This window comes from Citrobacter freundii complex sp. 2024EL-00216 (assembly GCF_043945515.1).
GTDB classification, from domain to species: domain Bacteria; phylum Pseudomonadota; class Gammaproteobacteria; order Enterobacterales; family Enterobacteriaceae; genus Citrobacter; species Citrobacter portucalensis.
In genome coordinates this window covers 298,301-317,106 of the sequence record NZ_JBIMRA010000003.1, presented here as the reverse complement: position 1 = coordinate 317,106, position 18,806 = coordinate 298,301, and the positions used below count along the sequence as shown (strand labels likewise).

The window sequence follows — 18,806 nt, the reverse complement described above, 5'->3', positions numbered from 1 at the left end:
CTCCCGGCCTTCGCGCCGGGGTGCTTCTCTCATTTGAAATAATCTAATTCCACGCCTTTTTTCGCATTAGTTTTTCTAATATTACGTTTTTTTCATAACGCCATTTTTGACATTTTTTCCACATTTAATGTGGATTGATGCTGTATTTTTGCGCTTATCTTTGTTTGTTGTTCTGATTAATTGCTATATGTATGGAGTTTTATTCTGTTGTCGATCTGGCTGTTTTTCGCCATAAGCTAATGTGATGGTTAATTTTGACTTATGGTTTAGCGTCTGTTTCGGTGGTAAGTTCAGGACAAAGAGAACGTTTGCGTCGTAGCCCCTGGAGCGGCTGCGGTGCTGGGTTTCGTGGCGAAAATTTCACCGCGAAAGAGTTGGTAGCCCCGCTTATTCAACGAGGAAAAGATGGCTCAACAGACTCCTTTGTACGAACAACACACGCTATGTGGCGCGCGCATGGTCGATTTCCATGGCTGGATGATGCCACTGCATTACGGTTCTCAGCTCGATGAACACCATGCTGTTCGCACCGACGCCGGAATGTTTGATGTGTCGCATATGACCATCGTCGACCTGCGCGGTAGCCGCACCCGGGAGTTCTTGCGTTATCTGCTGGCAAACGACGTCGCGAAGCTAACGAAGACGGGTAAAGCCCTCTACTCCGGGATGCTCAACGCTTCGGGCGGCGTGATAGATGACCTGATTGTCTACTACTTCACTGAAGATTTCTTCCGCCTCGTTGTAAACTCCGCCACCCGCGAAAAAGACCTCTCCTGGATTACCCAACACGCTGAACCTTACGCCATCGACATCACCGTTCGTGACGACCTGTCGCTGATTGCGGTGCAGGGGCCAAATGCGCAGGAAAAAGCAGCTACGTTGTTTACTGACGAGCAGCGCCATGCGGTTGAAGGCATGAAGCCGTTTTTCGGCGTTCAGGCAGGTGATTTGTTTATCGCAACCACCGGTTATACCGGCGAAGCAGGTTATGAAATTGCCATGCCGAATGAAAAGGCGGCAGATTTCTGGCGTGCGCTGGTACAGGCTGGTGTCAAACCTTGTGGTCTCGGCGCGCGCGACACCCTGCGTCTGGAAGCGGGTATGAACCTGTACGGTCAGGAGATGGACGAAGGGATTTCTCCGCTGGAAGCCAATATGGGTTGGACCATTGCGTGGGAACCTGCCGACCGCGACTTTATTGGTCGTGAAGCACTGGAAATGCAGCGCGAAAAAGGCCACGAACAGCTGGTCGGGCTGGTGATGACTGAGAAGGGCGTGCTGCGTAATGAACTGCCAGTGCGTTTCACCGATGCTTCTGGCAACCAGCATGAAGGCATTATCACCAGTGGCACATTCTCCCCAACCCTGGGTTACAGCATCGCGTTGGCGCGCGTGCCTGCGGGTATCGGTGAGACTGCGATCGTACAGATCCGTAACCGTGAAATGCCGGTAAAAGTGACTAAACCTGTTTTTGTGCGTAACGGCAAAGCCGTCGCGTAATTCATCCTTTTTTGGAGATTGATTGATGAGCAACGTACCTGCAGAACTGAAATACAGCAAAGAACACGAATGGCTGCGCAAAGAAGCTGACGGCTCTTACACCGTTGGTATCACCGAACACGCTCAGGAGCTGTTAGGTGACATGGTTTTCGTTGACCTGCCAGAAGTTGGCGCCACCGTCAGCGCGGGCGATGATTGCGCCGTTGCGGAGTCCGTAAAAGCGGCATCCGATATCTATGCGCCAGTAGGCGGTGAGATTGTTGCGGTTAACGATGCGCTCAGCGACTCCCCGGAACTGGTCAACAGCGAACCGTATGCGGGCGGCTGGATTTTCAAAATCAAAGCCAGCGATGAAAGCGAAATTGAATCGCTGTTGAATGCCACTGCGTACGAGGCATTACTGGAAGACGAATAAGATTGTGCCGGATGGCACTGCGTTTATCCGGCCTACGGTTTTATGTAGGCCCGGTAAGCGTCAGCGCCACCGGGCAATTGAGTTAGAGACAATCACGATTCACTGCACGTTTCAGGAACCATCGCCCATGACACAGACGTTAAGCCAGCTTGAAAACAGCGGCGCTTTCATTGAACGCCACATCGGACCGGACGCCGCGCAGCAGCAAGAGATGCTGAATGCGGTTGGCGCCGAGTCGTTAAACGCGCTGATCGGCCAGATTGTGCCGAAAGACATTCAGCTCGCAACCCCGCCACAGGTTGGCGAGGCGGCGACCGAATACGCTGCGCTGGCTGAATTAAAAGCCATCGCCGGGCGTAACAAGCGCTTCACGTCCTACATTGGCATGGGCTACACCGCCGTGCAGTTGCCACCGGTTATTCTGCGTAACATGCTGGAAAACCCAGGCTGGTACACCGCATATACGCCGTATCAGCCGGAAGTCTCCCAGGGACGACTGGAAGCTCTTCTGAACTTCCAACAGGTCACACTGGACCTGACGGGGCTGGATATGGCTTCCGCTTCTCTGCTGGATGAAGCCACTGCGGCTGCTGAAGCCATGGCGATGGCCAAACGTGTCAGCAAACTGAAAAATGCCAACCGTTTCTTTGTGGCGGCTGATGTTCACCCGCAAACGCTGGACGTGGTTCGCACCCGTGCAGAAACCTTTGGCTTTGACGTCATTGTTGATGACGCGGCGAAAGCACTGGATCACCAGGATGTGTTTGGCGTGCTGTTGCAGCAGGTTGGCACCACCGGTGAAGTGCACGACTACAGCAAACTGATTGCCGAGCTGAAATCCCGTAAAGTTGTGGTCAGTGTCGCTGCCGACTTTATGGCGCTGGTACTGCTGACTGCACCGGGCAAACAGGGCGCGGATATTGTTTTCGGCTCTGCGCAACGCTTCGGCGTACCGATGGGTTACGGCGGCCCACACGCGGCATTCTTCGCCGCTAAAGACGAATTCAAACGCTCCATGCCAGGCCGTATTATCGGCGTATCGAAAGATGCGGCGGGCAATACCGCACTGCGCATGGCGATGCAGACTCGCGAGCAGCATATCCGCCGTGAGAAAGCGAACTCCAACATTTGTACCTCGCAGGTTCTGCTGGCCAACATCGCCAGCCTGTATGCCGTTTATCATGGTCCGGTTGGCCTGAAACGTATCGCTAATCGCATCCACCGCCTGACTGATATTCTGGCGGCCGGTCTGCAGCAGAAAGGGCTGAAGCTGCGCCATGCGCACTACTTCGACACTCTGTGTGTTGAAGTGGCCGACAAAGCGGCTGTTCTGGCGCGTGCCGAAGCGGCAGAAATCAACCTGCGTAGCGATATCCATAACGCGGTAGGTATTACGCTCGATGAAACCACCACCCGTGAAAACGTGGTGCAGTTGTTCAATGTTCTGCTGGGCGACAGCCACGGTTTGAATATCGATACGCTGGATAAAGATGTGGCGCTCGACAGCCGTTCCATTCAGGACAGCATGCTGCGTGACGATGCGATCCTCAGCCATCCGGTGTTTAATCGCTATCACAGCGAAACCGAGATGATGCGCTACATGCACTCGCTGGAGCGCAAAGATCTGGCGCTGAACCAGGCAATGATCCCGCTGGGTTCTTGCACCATGAAGCTGAACGCTGCCGCCGAGATGATCCCTATCACCTGGCCGGAATTCGCTGAACTTCACCCGTTCTGCCCGCCAGAGCAGGCAGAAGGTTATCACCAGATGATCGGCCAGCTTTCCGAGTGGCTGGTAAAACTGACCGGTTATGACGCCGTCTGCATGCAGCCGAACTCCGGCGCGCAGGGCGAATATGCGGGTCTGCTGGCGATTCGTCACTATCACGAAAGCCGTAACGAAGGCCACCGCGATATCTGTCTGATCCCGGCTTCTGCCCACGGTACCAACCCAGCATCCGCACAGATGGCGGGGATGCAGGTTGTGGTTGTCGCGTGTGATAAGAACGGCAACATCGACCTGGACGATCTGCGAGCAAAAGCAGAACAACATGCTGCGAATCTCTCCTGCATCATGGTGACCTATCCGTCTACTCACGGCGTGTATGAAGAAACGATCCGTGAAGTGTGCGACGTTGTACACCAGTTTGGCGGCCAGGTTTACCTCGATGGCGCGAACATGAACGCTCAGGTTGGGATCACCACGCCGGGCTTTATCGGCGCAGATGTCTCGCACCTCAACCTGCATAAAACATTCTGCATTCCGCACGGCGGCGGCGGCCCAGGTATGGGACCGATTGGCGTCAAATCACATCTGGCACCGTTTGTACCGGGTCACAGCGTAGTGCAGATTGAAGGAATGCTCACCCGTCAGGGCGCAGTTTCTGCGGCGCCGTTCGGTAGTGCATCCATTCTGCCAATCAGCTGGATGTATATCCGTATGATGGGTGCAGAAGGTCTGAAGCAGGCAAGCCAGGTGGCTATCCTTAACGCTAACTACATTGCCAGCCGTCTGAAAGATGCTTATCCGGTGCTGTATACTGGTCGCGACGGTCGCGTGGCGCATGAATGCATTCTCGACATTCGCCCACTGAAAGAAGAGACCGGCATCAGCGAACTGGATATTGCCAAGCGTCTGATCGATTACGGTTTCCATGCGCCGACCATGTCATTCCCGGTCGCGGGTACCCTGATGGTTGAACCGACTGAATCTGAAAGCAAAGTGGAACTTGATCGCTTTATCAATGCGATGCTGGCAATCCGCGCTGAAATCGATCGCGTGAAAGCCGGTGAATGGTCACTGGAAGATAACCCGCTGGTTAACTCACCGCACACGCAAAACGAGCTGGTCGCGGAGTGGAATCACGGTTATAGCCGCGAAATCGCCGTCTTCCCGGCTGGTGTGGCGAACAAATACTGGCCGACCGTGAAACGCCTTGATGATGTTTACGGTGACCGTAACCTGTTCTGCTCCTGCGTGCCGATGAGCGAATATCAGTAACTTTTCCGCGCAGTAAAGCTTTTGTAGGCCGGGTAAGGCGAAGTCGCCTCCCGGCTTTTTCATATCTGGAGGTATCCATGGGAATCGCACTGGTTACTGGCGGCAGTCGCGGCATCGGGCGGGCAACCGCGCTGCAGTTAGCGCAAGAGGGTTACACGGTTGCGGTTAACTTTCATCACAATATCCGTGCGGCAACGGAGGTGGTGAATACTATTGTCGCTGTCGGGGGAAAGGCGTTTGCTCTAGGGGCTGATATCAGCGATGAAAGCCAGGTTGTGGCAATGTTTGAATCTATTGACCGCGAAGGTGAACCACTGACTGCGTTAGTGAATAATGCCGGGATTTTGTTTGAACAGAGCACGGTGGAAAGCCTAACCGCCGAAAGAATTAACCGCGTGCTGGCGACCAATGTTACCGGCTATTTTTTGTGTTGTCGGGAAGCGGTAAAGCGGATGTCGTTCAAACACGGAGGGCAAGGCGGGGCGATTGTGAATGTCTCTTCGGCGGCATCGCGGCTTGGTGCGCCATTCGAATATGTTGATTACGCGGCCTCAAAAGGCGCTGTGGACACGCTCACCACCGGCCTTGCGCTGGAGGTTGCAGCGCAAGGGATCCGCGTAAACTGCGTGCGACCTGGTCTTATCTACACTGAAATGCACGCTTCAGGCGGCGAGCCGGGAAGGGTCGATCGCGTGAAATCGATGTTGCCTATGCAGCGCGGAGGACAACCGGAGGAGGTCGCGCAGGCGATTACCTGGCTGCTGAGCGAGAAGGCGTCGTACGTAACGGGCAGTTTTCTGGAACTGGCTGGCGGGAAGTAGGATTTAATCGCCGGATGGCGCTATGCTTATCCGGCCTACGGGAATTTAATCTGTAGGCTGGATAAGGCGTATACGCCGCCATCCGGCAAAAAATCAAAGTTTCTCGCCGTTGCTGGCAATCACCTCTTTGTACCAGTTAAAACTTTTCTTGCGTGAACGCGACATATCGCCGGTGCCGTCGTCGTGTTTGTTCACGTAGATAAAGCCGTAACGTTTGCTGTACTGACCGGTGGTGAACGAGACACAGTCGATGCAGCCCCACGGCGTGTAGCCCATCAGGTCTACGCCATCATAGGTTACCGCTTTCATCATCTCTTCAACGTGGGCGCGCAAATAGTCGATGCGATAGTCGTCGTTGATGCTGCCGTCTTCTTCCACTTTGTCGTAGGCACCAAATCCGTTTTCTACGATAAATAGCGGTTTCTGATAGCGCTCATACAGTTCACATAAGGCGTAACGCAGACCGACCGGATCAATCTGCCAGCCCCAGTCGGACGCTTTTACGTGCGGGTTCGGTACGCTGCCCTCAAAACCAGAAATGGCATCGCCGCTGCCGCCTTCCGCTTTTACCGCGTTGGTCATGTAGTAACTGAATCCGAGATAGTCACAGGTGCCTTCACGCAGGATTTGCTCATCTCCGGCTTCCATTCGGATGTTGAATTCGCGGCGTTCCCACTCGTTCAGTACATATGATGGATAGTAGCCGCGCAGTTGAACGTCGGTGAAAACGTAGCGCTCACGCATCGATTCCTGCGCGAACATCACATCTTCAGGCTTACAGGAGAACGGGTACAGCGGCACCATCGCCAGCATGCAGCCGACTTTCATTTCCGGGTTGATGCGGCGTGCGGCTTTCACTGCCAGAGCGCTGGCCACGAACTGGTGATGCAGCACCTGGTACATGGTTTCTTCCGGGTTTTCATGCTCGGTATACACCACGCCGGAGCAGCAATAACCAAACAGCGGTGCGCGCCAGTTGCGCTGGTTGTTGATCTCGTTAAAGGTCATCCAGTATTTGACCTTGTGCTTGTAGCGCTCAAAAACGACTTCAGCAAATCGGACAAAGAAATCGACGACTTTACGATTGGTCCAGCTACCGTATTGTTGAACCAGGTGCAGCGGCATTTCAAAGTGGGAAAGGGTGATGACCGGTTCGATGTTGTACTTCAGCAGTTCATCGAACATGTCGTCGTAGAACTTTAGCCCTTCTTCATTCGGCTGGCTTTCATCCCCTTTGGGGAAGATACGCGTCCAGGCGATTGAGGTACGGAAGCATTTGAAGCCCATCTCAGCAAACAGCTTAATGTCTTCTTTGTAATGACCGTAAAAATCGACGGCTTCGTGGTTGGGGTAGTACTTACCGGGCACAACTTCCTGAGTGATTTCTCGCGGAACGCCGTGCGCACCACCGGTCAGTACATCGCAAATACTGGGGCCTTTGCCACTTTTGTTCCAGCCGCCTTCAACCTGGTGCGCCGCAACCGCGCCGCCCCATAAAAAATCTTTTGGTAAGGTAAGTTTTTTCATCTGCGCTCAGTCTCAAATTAATACAATCTGATTTTGAGTCTAACAAAGGAAAGATAAATGTCACGATATAACAAAATAGCGCTAATGTGATTTGTTACATCCAAAAAACAGATTGTTTTTTTACGCTATTCTTTTCGCCAGCTTGCGGCCGAGTGACTCCAGAATATAAATAACAGGGATCTGTGTGGTTATATCGTATACCCCGGCAATGCGCGTCTGTGGAACGTGCCAGGAGAGATTAAAGTCAGCCAATTTGGCCAGCCGCGAATGTTCATGACTGGTGACTGACAGGACCTTACAGTTATGCAGGCTGAACTGGCTGGCAAAACGCAGGATCTCTTCTGTTTCACCGGAAACGGAAAGCACGATCGCCAGCGCGTTTCTGGCCATGTCATTCGTTACCGGGAAATAAGGATCATCAATGTGATTACTGAATTTTCCAACGTTTGAGAAAAAACGTGCGCCATATTTGGCTAAGGCTCCGGATGTTCCCGCTCCGACGAATATAATGCGTTCGGAAGATAATATAATATCAACAGCCTGATCGAGCAGGTTATCGAACTCATCATTATTAACGCCTTTAAAGAAGCTGATAATTTCGCTGGCACCGAAATTAGCCTGTTGCGGTTCATTCTGCTCTAAATATAATTTGAAGCGCACGCGAAATTCTGAGTAACCTTCACACTTAAGCTTGCGGCAAAAGCGCAGTACGGTGGTAGTGGAAACACCCACGGCATCGGCCAGTTCTCGAATGGTCATGTACATGACTTTGTCACGGTTTTTGATGACATAGTTGTAGACCAGCATCTCAAGATTGTTGAGACTGGCGATGGCAGCGTGGGAGAACATACTCACAATGGCAAAACTCACTCATCAGACTTCATCTACAGGGAATAATAACATGCAGCCAAATGACATCACTTTTTTTCAGCGTTTCCAGGATGACATTCTGGCCGGACGCAAGACCATCACTATTCGTGACGAGTCTGAATCACACTTCAAAGCCGGGGACATTTTACGGGTTGGGCGCTTCGAAGATGACGGTTACTTCTGCACGATTGAGGTTGTTGGCACCTCAACCGTCACGCTGGATACGCTGACGGATAAACATGCCCAGCAGGAAAATATGACGCTTGAAGAACTTAAACATGTCATTGCCGAGATTTACCCGGATCAGACGCAATTTTATGTGATTGATTTTAAATGCCTTTGATTTTAATGGTACGCATGTTAGCTGAAATTCAAAATCTAACAGCATGATTTTTAATGACAAATATTTATCTGATAATTATTTTAGCTAACAGATGTTCACTGGAACCATTCTCAGTTACGCTAGAGGAGCAATCACGATAGTGTTCGTTTCTCGGGAGTAAGTTATGGTTCAGAAGCCATTAATCGCGCAGGGATATTCGCTGGCAGAGGAAATAGCCAACAGCATCAGTCACGGTATCGGGCTGGTGTTTGGGATTGTCGGACTGGTGTTGTTGCTGGTTCAGGCAGTGGATACCAATGCCAGCGCTATGGCGATTACCAGCTATAGCCTGTACGGCGGCAGCATGATCCTGCTGTTCCTCGCCTCAACCTTGTATCACGCGATCCCCCATCAGAGAGCGAAAGTCTGGCTGAAAAAGTTCGACCACTGTGCGATTTATCTGCTGATTGCCGGGACCTACACGCCATTTCTGCTGGTGGGGCTTGATTCGCCGCTGGCACGTGGACTTATGATTGTTATCTGGAGCCTGGCGCTGATCGGTATTTTATTCAAACTGACCATCGCACACCGGTTTAAAATTCTGTCGCTGGTGACTTACCTGACAATGGGCTGGCTTTCGCTGATTGTGGTGTATCAACTGGCGGTGAAGTTGGCGACGGGAGGCGTGACGTTGCTGGCTGTTGGCGGTGTAGTGTATTCGCTGGGCGTAATTTTCTACGTCTGTAAGCGTATTCCTTATAACCATGCGATCTGGCACGGCTTTGTGCTGGGCGGCAGCGTTTGCCACTTCCTGGCGATCTATCTGTACGTGGGGCAACACGCATAGATTCAGTGCAACCCCGGGGGCGGCGTAAACGCCTCGCCCGGGCTGTATTTTGTTGGCCGGACGAGGCAATGCCGCAATCCGGCGGCCTGTGCCGAATTGCCTAATGGCGCTGCGCTTATCAGGCCTACCAATTACTCTTCGTCTAACGAATATGGCAGCGGTACGATACGCAGCGTTTTTGCGTCGTCACGGACGCGGAACACGCTGTCGGCCTCCATGTCGTTATTCATCACAACCTGCACCAGTACCTGACCATCGGCCAGTTGTACTGCAGCAAGTACGGTACCAGTACGGCGCCAGTTCTCGCCCATTTTTAATTCAAGATCTTCGCCCGCTTCCGGTACCCGACTGGCGGCACCTGCCAGAGTCCACATGGCGCGCTTGTTGGCTCCGCGGAATTTTGCACGAGCCACCATTTCCTGACCGGTATAGCAGCCTTTTTTAAAGCTGATCCCGCCCAGAGCCTGCAGATTGGTAGCCTGTGGAATAAACTGTGCACTGTTGGCTGTATCAATAACGGGGATACCCGCTTCGATATCCAGCGCCAGCCACTGCTGGCTGTTATTTAACTCTGCTTCGCCACGCAGCTTTTCAACCAAGGTTTCTGCTGTGGTAGCATCAACGATCAGCAGAAAACGTTCGGCAGGGTGTTCGAACCACAATACCGTGGAGGCACCTTCGGTAATGACCTGCTTATCACTGTTCGGTAATTCGCTAAAGAGATTGGCCAGCGCTGCACGTGCCTGGAATCCCGCTACGCCCAACAGGACGCGCTCGTCGTCTGGGGCGATCGCCACCTTCGAGAAGACCGCGTATTTTTTCAGCTCAGTGAGCTGCGCATCACGCAGGCTACGGCGCTCAAGCCATGCAAAACCGTCACCCCGGCGGAACAGAAGCAGGTTGCTCCACATTTTACCTTTGGCGTCACAATGTGCAGCCAACAGGTGCTGATGCTCGGTCATCTGGCTGACATCCGCCGTGACCTGACCCTGAATATACTTCTCACTGTCGACACCGGTGATGGTGGCGAGCGCCCAGTCATCGAGCGTCATTAGCGTCAGAGGTAAACGCGTTGACGCAAAAGGCTGGCGAGGAGGAAAAGATGTAAAAGCCATAATAATGTCCTGATTTGCTTAACGCAGTGATGATGACTAATGGTAAAAGAGCTATGGCCCATTGCAAGCGGTTTAAACAGGCTATTTGTGCCATATATTGTGCTTTGCGAGGAGACATCTAAAATTGGTGAATCCTTTGGCTTAATAAGGTTTTATTTAGCGAGCGAGCTTCAGTTTACTGATATTCCCGTAAAAAGAGCGGGAAAAACACGTTACAATAGCGGGATACTTCGTTTTCGCGAGACAGGGAGAAGAACATGGATATTAACAACAAAGCACGTATTCATTGGGCATGCCGCCGCGGTATGCGCGAGCTGGACATCTCGATCATGCCGTTTTTCGAACATGAATATGACAGCTTAAGTGACGAAGAAAAACGTATCTTTATCCGTCTGCTAGAATGTGATGATCCAGATTTATTTAACTGGTTGATGAATCATGGGAAACCAGCTGATGAGCAGCTGGAACAGATGGTGCGACTTATCCAGACACGGAATCGGGAACGTGGTCCAGTGGCAATCTGATTTACGCGTATCATGGCGCGCGCAGTGGCTTTCACTGCTAATTCATGGGCTGGTCGCGGTGTTTATTTTATTGATGCCCTGGCCATTGAGCTACACCCCATTATGGCTGGTTTTGCTCTCTCTGGTGGTGTTCGATAGCGTTCGCAGTCAGCGTCGAATCAACGCCTGTCAGGGTGAGATTCGGCTATTGATGGATGGCCGTCTGCGCTGGCAAGGGCAAGAGTGGTCTATCGTTAGCGCCCCCTGGATGGTTAAAACAGGTATGATGCTACGCTTGCGATCTGATGCCGGAAAACGTCAACATTTGTGGCTGGCAGCAGACAGTATGGATGATGCAGAGTGGCGGGATTTACGGCGGTTGATGCTGCAAAAGGCGAAGCAAGGGTAACGCATGACACATGCCTGATGGCGCGCAGCTTGAAGGCCAACAGTTAGGTGCGTCATGCAGGCCGGATAAGGCATTTACGCCGTCATCCGGCAAATCGGTTATCAGGACCAGTGCTCGGCCATTTCCCCAAGAATTTGCTCGCACCAGGCCTGAATGCGTTCATCGCTGAGATCGTACTGGTTCGTCTCATCCAGCGCCAGGCCAACAAACAGCTGTCCATCAGCAATGACGGGTTTATCGCTGGTGAATTCGTAGCCTTCTGTGGGCCAGTAGCCGACAAACTTTACACCTTTGGTGATCAGTTTATCGTGCAGCATACCCAACGCATCCAGGAACCATTCGCCGTATCCCAACTGATCGCCCATACCGTAAAGCGCGACAATCTTGCCCTCCAGGTTGAGGTCGTCCAGTTGCTCCCAGACCGCTTCCCAGTCCTCCTGAATTTCACCGAAATCCCAGGTTGGGATGCCCAAAATGAGCACGTCATATTGCTCCATTAGGGTCGGAGAATCGTCTTTGAGGTTGTGCAGTGTCACCAGTTCGGGACCCAGGATATCGCGGATTTTTTCTGCTGCCATTTCGGTGTAGCAGGTGCTGGAACCGTAAAAAAGACCCATGTTCATGACGTAAACATCTCAATTCTGCTGTAGCGTTGCGGGTAGTGTAACAGAATCGCCGCATTCTCGGCACAATGAGGCATAATGCATCAAAAATGAGAGTGGAATAAGGGGCGCGAGTGGAACAGGATCTGGCGCGCATCGAGCAGTTTCTTGATGCCCTGTGGCTGGAACGAAATCTGGCGGAAAACACATTAAGTGCGTATCGTCGCGATCTGACCATGCTTGTGGAATGGTTACATCACCGCGGCGCTTCGCTTGCGACCGCGCAAAGTGATGATCTGCAAGCCTTGCTGGCTGAGCGGATGGATGGAGGGTATAAAGCCACCAGTTCCGCACGTTTGCTCAGTGCGACGCGACGTTTTTTTCAGCATCTGTACCGCGAAAAATATCGCGAAGATGACCCCAGCGCCTCGCTTGCATCACCTAAACTTCCGCAGCGCCTGCCTAAAGATCTCAGCGAAGCGCAGGTTGAGCGGCTGCTACAAGCGCCGCTTATTGAGCAACCGCTGGAGCTACGCGACAAAGCCATGCTGGAAGTGCTGTATGCAACAGGCCTGCGCGTGTCTGAACTGGTAGGACTGACGATGAGTGACGTCAGCCTGCGTCAGGGTGTGGTACGGGTGATCGGTAAAGGTAACAAAGAGCGCCTTGTCCCGTTGGGTGAGGAGGCTGTGTACTGGCTGGAAACATACCTGGAGCATGGGCGTCCATGGTTGCTCAACGGCGTATCGATTGATGTGCTGTTTCCTAGTCAGCGGGCGCAACAGATGACCCGTCAGACCTTCTGGCATCGTATCAAACACTATGCTGTGTTGGCGGGAATCGACAGCGAAAAGCTATCACCGCACGTCCTGCGGCACGCGTTTGCCACGCATCTGCTTAACCATGGCGCAGACCTGCGCGTGGTGCAGATGCTACTGGGGCATAGCGATCTCTCGACAACGCAAATTTATACTCATGTCGCAACGGAGCGCTTGCGGCAACTACATCAACAGCATCACCCGCGAGCGTGAGTGCTGACAGGATAGGATAGGCTATGAAAAAACGTTTTATGATCACCCTGCTGGCGACGGCGTTTTCCGGCATGGTACATGCAGACGACGCGGCAATTCGTCAGTCATTAGCAAAGCTGGGTGTGCAGAGCACCGAGATTCAACCTGCTCCGGTTGCGGGCATGAAAACCGTACTGACCAATAGCGGCGTGCTGTACGTTACCGAAGACGGTAAACATATTATCCAGGGACCGATGTACGACGTGAGCGGCGCAAGTCCGGTGAATGTCACCAACCAACTGCTGATGAAGCATCTGAACGCGCTGGAAAAAGAGATGATCATCTACAAAGCGCCGCAGGAAAAACACGTCATTACCGTTTTCACCGACATCACTTGTGGTTACTGCCACAAGCTGCATGAAGAGATGAAAGATTACAATGCGTTGGGGATCACCGTTCGTTATCTGGCCTTCCCACGTCAGGGGCTGGACAGCCAGGCTGAGCAGGACATGAAGTCTATCTGGTGTGCTAAGGACAAAAACAAAGCCTTTGATGATGCGATGGCAGGCAAGGGCGTGAAAGCGGCGACCTGTGATGTGGATATCGCTAACCACTATGCGCTGGGCGTACAGTTTGGCGTCAGCGGTACACCGGCGATTGTGCTGAGCAATGGCTATGTCGTACCTGGTTATCAGGGCCCGAAAGAGATGAAAGAATTCCTCGACGCACATGCAAAACAGACCAGCGGTAAATAATTCGCGTGAAACAACAGATACAACTTCGTCGGCGTGAAGCCGACGAGACAGCCGAGCTGCCTGATGACTTGCCGCCATTGTTGCGTCGTTTATACGCCAGTCGCGGTGTACGTAGCGCGCAGGAGCTCGAGCGTAGCGTCAAAGGAATGCTGCCGTGGCAGCATTTAAACGGTGTCGAAAAGGCGGTTGAGATCCTCTACAACGCCTTTCGTGCGGGAACTCGCATCATCGTTGTTGGCGATTTCGATGCCGATGGCGCGACCAGCACGGCGCTAAGCATCCTGGCGATGCGCGCGTTGGGCTGCAGTAACGTTGACTACCTGGTGCCAAATCGTTTTGAGGACGGTTATGGTTTAAGCCCGGAAGTCGTTGATCAGGCCCATGCCCGTGGTGCTCAGCTGATTGTCACCGTAGACAACGGCATCTCGTCTCACGCGGGTGTCGAACATGCCAGAACGTTGGGGATCCCGGTCGTTGTGACCGATCACCACCTGCCAGGGGATACGCTGCCGGGCGCGGAGGCGATCATCAATCCTAACCTGCACGACTGTGAGTTCCCGTCGAAATCGCTGGCAGGCGTTGGTGTAGCCTTCTATCTGATGCTGGCGCTGCGCACTTTCCTGCGTGACAAAGGCTGGTTTGATGAGCGAGGCATTGCACCGCCGAACCTGGCGGATTTGCTCGATCTGGTTGCGCTTGGCACGGTGGCGGACGTGGTACCGCTGGATGCCAATAACCGCATTCTGACGTGGCAAGGCTTAAGCCGTATCCGTGCTGGAAAATGCCGCCCTGGTATCAAAGCACTGCTGGAGATTTCCAATCGCGACCCCCTAAAGCTGGCAGCCAGTGATTTAGGTTTTGCCCTCGGGCCACGGCTGAATGCGGCGGGGCGTCTGGACGATATGTCCGTTGGCGTAGCGCTGTTGCTGTGCGACAACATTGGTGAAGCGCGCGTGCTGGCCAATGAGCTGGACGCACTCAACCAGACGCGCAAAGAGATTGAGCAGGGTATGCAGGCCGAAGCGCTTACCCTGTGTGAAAAGCTGGAACGCAGTAGCGATACGCTTCCGGGCGGCCTGGCAATGTATCATCCCGAGTGGCATCAGGGCGTTGTGGGGATTCTGGCATCGCGCATTAAAGAGCGATTCCACCGTCCGGTGATAGCGTTTGCCCCGGCAGGTGATGGTACTCTCAAAGGCTCCGGGCGTTCGATTCAGGGGCTGCACATGCGTGATGCGCTGGAGCGCCTGGACACCCTTCATCCGGGCATGATCATCAAGTTTGGCGGTCACGCCATGGCGGCGGGGTTATCGCTTGAAGAGGCGCAGTTTGAGCGTTTCCAGCAGCGTTTTGGCGAACTGGTTACCGAGTGGCTGGATCCCGCCTTACTGCAAGGTGAAGTGGTGTCGGATGGCCCACTGAGCGCAGCGGAGATGACCATGGAGGTCGCACAAATGCTACGCGATGCCGGACCGTGGGGACAAATGTTCCCGGAACCGCTGTTTGACGGGCATTTCCGTTTGCTCCAGCAGCGTCTGGTCGGTGAGCGTCATCTGAAGGTAATGGTCGAGCCCGTAGGCGGTGGTCCGCTGCTGGACGGCATTGCGTTTAACATCGATACCACCTGCTGGCCGGACAACGGCGTGCGCGAAGTTCAGCTTGCCTACAAACTGGATATTAATGAGTTTCGCGGCAACCGTAGTTTGCAGATTATAATCGACAATATCTGGCCACTTTAGCGTCACTAATCGCTATAAAAAAGGGCGTGGATTAGTTACAATCCCGCTCTTATCACCGCATTTTGACTAGTCCAATAAAAGAAATCAGACAATGTTTGAAATTAATCCGGTAAATAACCGCATTCAGGACCTCACGGAGCGCTCTGACGTTCTTAGGGGGTATCTTTGACTATGATGCCAAGAAAGAGCGTCTGGAAGAAGTAAACGCCGAGCTGGAACAGCCGGACGTATGGAACGAACCCGAACGCGCGCAGGCGCTGGGTAAAGAGCGTTCTTCTCTTGAAGCCATCGTTGATACGCTCGATCAGATGAGCCAGGGCCTGGAAGATGTCTCCGGCCTGCTGGAACTGGCTGTAGAAGCCGACGACGAAGAAACCTTTAACGAAGCCGTAGCAGAACTCGACACGCTGGAAGATAAGCTGGCCCAGCTGGAATTCCGTCGTATGTTCTCCGGTGAATATGACAGCGCAGATTGCTATCTCGATATTCAGGCAGGTTCTGGCGGTACGGAAGCGCAGGACTGGGCAAGCATGCTGATGCGCATGTATCTGCGTTGGGCTGAAGCGCGCGGCTTTAAGACTGAAATTATTGAAGAGTCTGAAGGTGAAGTGGCGGGTATTAAATCCGTAACCATCAGAATTGCTGGCGAATATGCGTACGGTTGGCTGCGTACTGAAACCGGCGTACACCGTCTGGTTCGTAAGAGTCCGTTCGACTCCGGCGGACGTCGCCATACGTCGTTCAGTTCTGCGTTTGTTTATCCGGAAGTTGATGATGATATTGATATCGATATCAACCCGGCGGATCTGCGTATTGACGTTTACCGTGCCTCCGGTGCGGGTGGTCAGCACGTTAACCGTACGGAATCTGCGGTGCGTATTACCCACATCCCGACTGGGATTGTGACGCAGTGTCAGAACGACCGTTCCCAGCACAAGAACAAAGACCAGGCCATGAAGCAGATGAAAGCGAAGCTTTATGAACTGGAAATGCAGAAGAAGAATGCCGAGAAACAGGCGATGGAAGACAACAAGTCAGATATCGGCTGGGGTAGCCAGATTCGTTCTTATGTCCTTGATGACTCCCGCATCAAAGATCTGCGTACCGGGGTTGAAACCCGTAACACGCAGGCGGTGCTGGATGGCAGCCTGGATCAATTTATCGAAGCAAGTTTGAAAGCAGGGTTATGAGGAACCAACATGTCTGAACAACACGTACAGGGCGCTGACGCGGTAGCCGACCTTAACAATGAACTGAAAACGCGCCGTGAGAAGCTGGCGAGCCTGCGTGAGCAGGGGATCCCGTTCCCGAACGATTTCCGTCGCGATCATACCTCAGACCAACTGCATGCTGACTTCGACGCGAAAGAAAACGAAGAGCTGGAAGCGCTGAACATTGAGGTATCCGTTGCTGGCCGTATGATGACCCGTCGTATTATGGGTAAAGCATCATTCGTTACGCTGCAGGACGTTGGCGGCCGTATTCAGCTGTACGTTGCTCGCGATGACCTGCCTGAAGGCGTCTACAACGAGCAGTTCAAAAAATGGGATCTGGGCGATATCCTCGGCGCGAAAGGTAAGTTGTTCAAGACCAAGACCGGTGAGTTGTCTATTCACTGCACCGAACTGCGTCTGCTGACCAAAGCGCTGCGCCCGCTGCCGGACAAATTCCACGGTCTGCAGGATCAGGAAGCGCGCTATCGTCAACGTTACCTGGATCTCATCTCTAACGATGAATCCCGCAATACCTTTAAAGTGCGTTCACAAATTATGGCTGGCATCCGTCAGTTCATGGTGGGTCGCGGCTTTATGGAAGTGGAAACCCCGATGATGCAGGTGATCCCTGGCGGTGCCGCTGCGCGTCCGTTCATCACCCATCATAACGCGCTGGATCTGGATATGTACCTGCGTATTGCGCCGGAACTGTACCTCAAGCGTCTGGTGGTTGGCGGCTTCGAACGCCTGTTCGAAATTAACCGTAACTTCCGTAACGAAGGCATCTCTGTTCGCCATAACCCAGAGTTCACCATGATGGAACTCTACATGGCTTATGCGGACTACAAAGATCTGATCGAACTGACCGAATCGCTGTTCCGTACGCTGGCGCAGAACGTTCTGGGAACGACTGAAGTGCCTTATGGTGAAGAAGTCTTCGACTTCGGTAAGCCGTTCGAAAAACTGACCATGCGCGAAGCGATTCAGAAATACCGTCCGGAAACCAACATGGCCGATCTGGATAACTTCGACTCTGCAAAAGCGATTGCTGAATCTATCGGCATCAAAGTTGAGAAGAGCTGGGGTCTGGGCCGTATCGTGACCGAGATCTTTGAAGAAGTTGCGGAAGCGCACCTGATTCAACCGACCTTCATTACCGAGTACCCGGCAGAAGTTTCTCCGCTGGCGCGTCGTAATGACGAAAACCCGGAAATCACTGACCGCTTCGAATTCTTCATCGGCGGACGTGAAATCGGTAACGGTTTCAGCGAGCTGAACGATGCGGAAGATCAGGCGCAGCGTTTCCAGGATCAGGTTAACGCTAAAGATGCGGGTGATGACGAAGCAATGTTCTATGACGAAGACTACGTTACCGCTCTGGAACACGGTCTGCCGCCGACTGCGGGTCTGGGCATTGGTATCGACCGTATGGTTATGCTGTTCACCAACAGCCACACTATCCGCGACGTGATCCTGTTCCCGGCGATGCGCCCGGTTAAGTAAGATGTGAAATGCCGGATGGCGGCTGACGCCTTATCCGGCCTACGATTCGTTATGTAGGCCAGATAAGCGTAGCGCCATCAGGCAATAATTTGTTGGCAGTAATTCCGCAACAGCGTACGCGCTTCTTTGTCTGCAACCTGCATTACCATCCACGGGCTAAAAGCCCACGGCGTCGCGTCAATCCCGCTTAAGACATCCTCAAGACTGCTCCACTGGCAATCCATCACTTCATCTGGGTTTAGCTGTAGCGGACTTACGATATGTGCGGCATAAACCGGGCACACTTCGTTTTCCACAATTCCACTCGGGTCTGTAGCGCGATAACGAAAGTCAGCATACACGGGGCTGAGCGAGTCGATGTCTGCACCCAGTTCGAAGCGAGCCCGGCGGACAATAGCGGCTTCGTGGGTTTCACCCAACTGCGGGTGACCACAGACAGAGTTGGTCCAGACGCCAGGCCAGGCTTTTTTGTGCAGCGAGCGGCGGGTGACCAGCAGTTGGCCCAGCTCGTTAAATATCCAGCACGAGAAAGCGGAATGCAGGGGGGTTGTGGCGGTATGCGCCGCATATTTTTCCAGCGTTCCGCAGGGTTGGTCCTGCTCATTCAATAAAATGACATGTTCCTGTCGCATAGCGTCCACCATCAATCTTAA

18 protein-coding genes are annotated in these 18,806 nt (G+C 53.0%); 13 read left to right on the top strand and 5 right to left on the bottom strand.

Annotation, left to right across the window (positions count from 1 at the left end):
* Positions 1-405: 405 nt before the first annotated feature.
* From gcvT to ACHHZ7_RS05770, 4 genes are all read left to right on the top strand, one after another.
* The gene (gcvT, locus tag ACHHZ7_RS05785; protein ID WP_048215585.1) at positions 406-1,500 is read left to right on the top strand and encodes a glycine cleavage system aminomethyltransferase GcvT; all 1,095 of its coding nucleotides are present in this window, start codon (positions 406-408) and stop codon (positions 1,498-1,500) included.
* Between the two features lie 25 nt (positions 1,501-1,525).
* Positions 1,526-1,915, top strand: coding sequence for a glycine cleavage system protein GcvH (gene gcvH, locus ACHHZ7_RS05780; RefSeq protein ID WP_060683274.1), 390 nt, complete (start codon positions 1,526-1,528; stop codon positions 1,913-1,915).
* Positions 1,916-2,042: 127 nt separating this feature from the next.
* On the top strand, positions 2,043-4,916 hold the full coding sequence (gcvP, locus tag ACHHZ7_RS05775; RefSeq protein ID WP_003825499.1) for an aminomethyl-transferring glycine dehydrogenase: 2,874 nt from the start codon (positions 2,043-2,045) through the stop codon (positions 4,914-4,916).
* Between the two features lie 77 nt (positions 4,917-4,993).
* Positions 4,994-5,737 (top strand): SDR family oxidoreductase, encoded by a 744-nt coding sequence (locus ACHHZ7_RS05770; protein WP_060683275.1) that lies wholly within the window; start codon positions 4,994-4,996, stop codon positions 5,735-5,737.
* 93 nt (positions 5,738-5,830) lie between these two features.
* On the opposite strand, the gene bglA is transcribed toward ACHHZ7_RS05770, so the two are convergent.
* Together bglA and ACHHZ7_RS05760 are read right to left on the bottom strand one after the other, a co-directional pair.
* Positions 5,831-7,264, bottom strand: coding sequence for a 6-phospho-beta-glucosidase BglA (gene bglA, locus ACHHZ7_RS05765; protein WP_060683276.1), 1,434 nt, complete (start codon positions 7,262-7,264; stop codon positions 5,831-5,833).
* A 120-nt stretch (positions 7,265-7,384) separates the two neighbouring features.
* Complete coding sequence (locus ACHHZ7_RS05760; RefSeq protein ID WP_008785744.1) at positions 7,385-8,113, bottom strand: MurR/RpiR family transcriptional regulator; 729 nt, start codon at positions 8,111-8,113, stop codon at positions 7,385-7,387.
* Between the two features lie 52 nt (positions 8,114-8,165).
* On the opposite strand from ACHHZ7_RS05760, the gene yqfB reads away from it, so the two are divergent.
* Both yqfB and ACHHZ7_RS05750 read left to right on the top strand, forming a co-directional pair.
* The gene (gene yqfB, locus ACHHZ7_RS05755) at positions 8,166-8,477 is read left to right on the top strand and encodes a N(4)-acetylcytidine aminohydrolase (RefSeq protein ID WP_048225466.1); all 312 of its coding nucleotides are present in this window, start codon (positions 8,166-8,168) and stop codon (positions 8,475-8,477) included.
* A gap of 163 nt (positions 8,478-8,640) precedes the next feature.
* Entirely contained in the window at positions 8,641-9,303 is a 663-nt protein-coding gene (locus tag ACHHZ7_RS05750) for a hemolysin III family protein (protein ID WP_060683277.1), read from the top strand.
* A 131-nt stretch (positions 9,304-9,434) separates the two neighbouring features.
* Here ACHHZ7_RS05750 and ygfZ read toward each other — a convergent pair whose 3' ends face one another.
* The gene (gene ygfZ, locus ACHHZ7_RS05745) at positions 9,435-10,418 is read right to left on the bottom strand and encodes a tRNA-modifying protein YgfZ (RefSeq protein ID WP_060683278.1); all 984 of its coding nucleotides are present in this window, start codon (positions 10,416-10,418) and stop codon (positions 9,435-9,437) included.
* A 257-nt stretch (positions 10,419-10,675) separates the two neighbouring features.
* Between ygfZ and sdhE the strand changes: the two genes are divergently transcribed.
* Complete coding sequence (sdhE, locus tag ACHHZ7_RS05740; RefSeq protein WP_003825514.1) at positions 10,676-10,942, top strand: FAD assembly factor SdhE; 267 nt, start codon at positions 10,676-10,678, stop codon at positions 10,940-10,942.
* Entirely contained in the window at positions 10,923-11,330 is a 408-nt protein-coding gene (locus ACHHZ7_RS05735; RefSeq protein ID WP_003825515.1) for a protein YgfX, read from the top strand. Before sdhE ends, ACHHZ7_RS05735 begins: the two co-directional genes overlap by 20 nt.
* 101 nt (positions 11,331-11,431) lie before the next feature.
* On the opposite strand, the gene fldB is transcribed toward ACHHZ7_RS05735, so the two are convergent.
* Complete coding sequence (fldB, locus tag ACHHZ7_RS05730) at positions 11,432-11,953, bottom strand: flavodoxin FldB (protein WP_003026933.1); 522 nt, start codon at positions 11,951-11,953, stop codon at positions 11,432-11,434.
* Positions 11,954-12,066: 113 nt separating this feature from the next.
* Between fldB and xerD the strand changes: the two genes are divergently transcribed.
* The 5 genes from xerD (at position 12,067) to lysS (ending at position 18,153) form a co-directional block, all read left to right on the top strand.
* Positions 12,067-12,963, top strand: a complete 897-nt coding sequence (xerD, locus tag ACHHZ7_RS05725; protein ID WP_003825519.1) for a site-specific tyrosine recombinase XerD — start codon at positions 12,067-12,069, stop codon at positions 12,961-12,963.
* Positions 12,964-12,986: 23 nt separating this feature from the next.
* Positions 12,987-13,697 (top strand): bifunctional protein-disulfide isomerase/oxidoreductase DsbC, encoded by a 711-nt coding sequence (gene dsbC, locus ACHHZ7_RS05720; protein ID WP_060683280.1) that lies wholly within the window; start codon positions 12,987-12,989, stop codon positions 13,695-13,697.
* Between the two features lie 5 nt (positions 13,698-13,702).
* Complete coding sequence (recJ, locus tag ACHHZ7_RS05715) at positions 13,703-15,436, top strand: single-stranded-DNA-specific exonuclease RecJ (protein WP_048215591.1); 1,734 nt, start codon at positions 13,703-13,705, stop codon at positions 15,434-15,436.
* A gap of 91 nt (positions 15,437-15,527) precedes the next feature.
* Positions 15,528-16,626 (top strand): peptide chain release factor 2 gene (gene prfB, locus ACHHZ7_RS05710; protein WP_100194817.1). Its coding sequence is split into 2 segments (ribosomal slippage): positions 15,528-15,602 and positions 15,604-16,626, totalling 1,098 coding nucleotides; the frame shifts between segments, so codons are not numbered across the junction.
* Between the two features lie 9 nt (positions 16,627-16,635).
* Entirely contained in the window at positions 16,636-18,153 is a 1,518-nt protein-coding gene (gene lysS / locus ACHHZ7_RS05705; RefSeq protein ID WP_395148748.1) for a lysine--tRNA ligase, read from the top strand.
* A gap of 77 nt (positions 18,154-18,230) precedes the next feature.
* Here lysS and idi read toward each other — a convergent pair whose 3' ends face one another.
* Positions 18,231-18,785 (bottom strand): isopentenyl-diphosphate Delta-isomerase, encoded by a 555-nt coding sequence (gene idi, locus ACHHZ7_RS05700; RefSeq protein WP_032944889.1) that lies wholly within the window; start codon positions 18,783-18,785, stop codon positions 18,231-18,233.
* Positions 18,786-18,806: the final 21 nt, after the last annotated feature.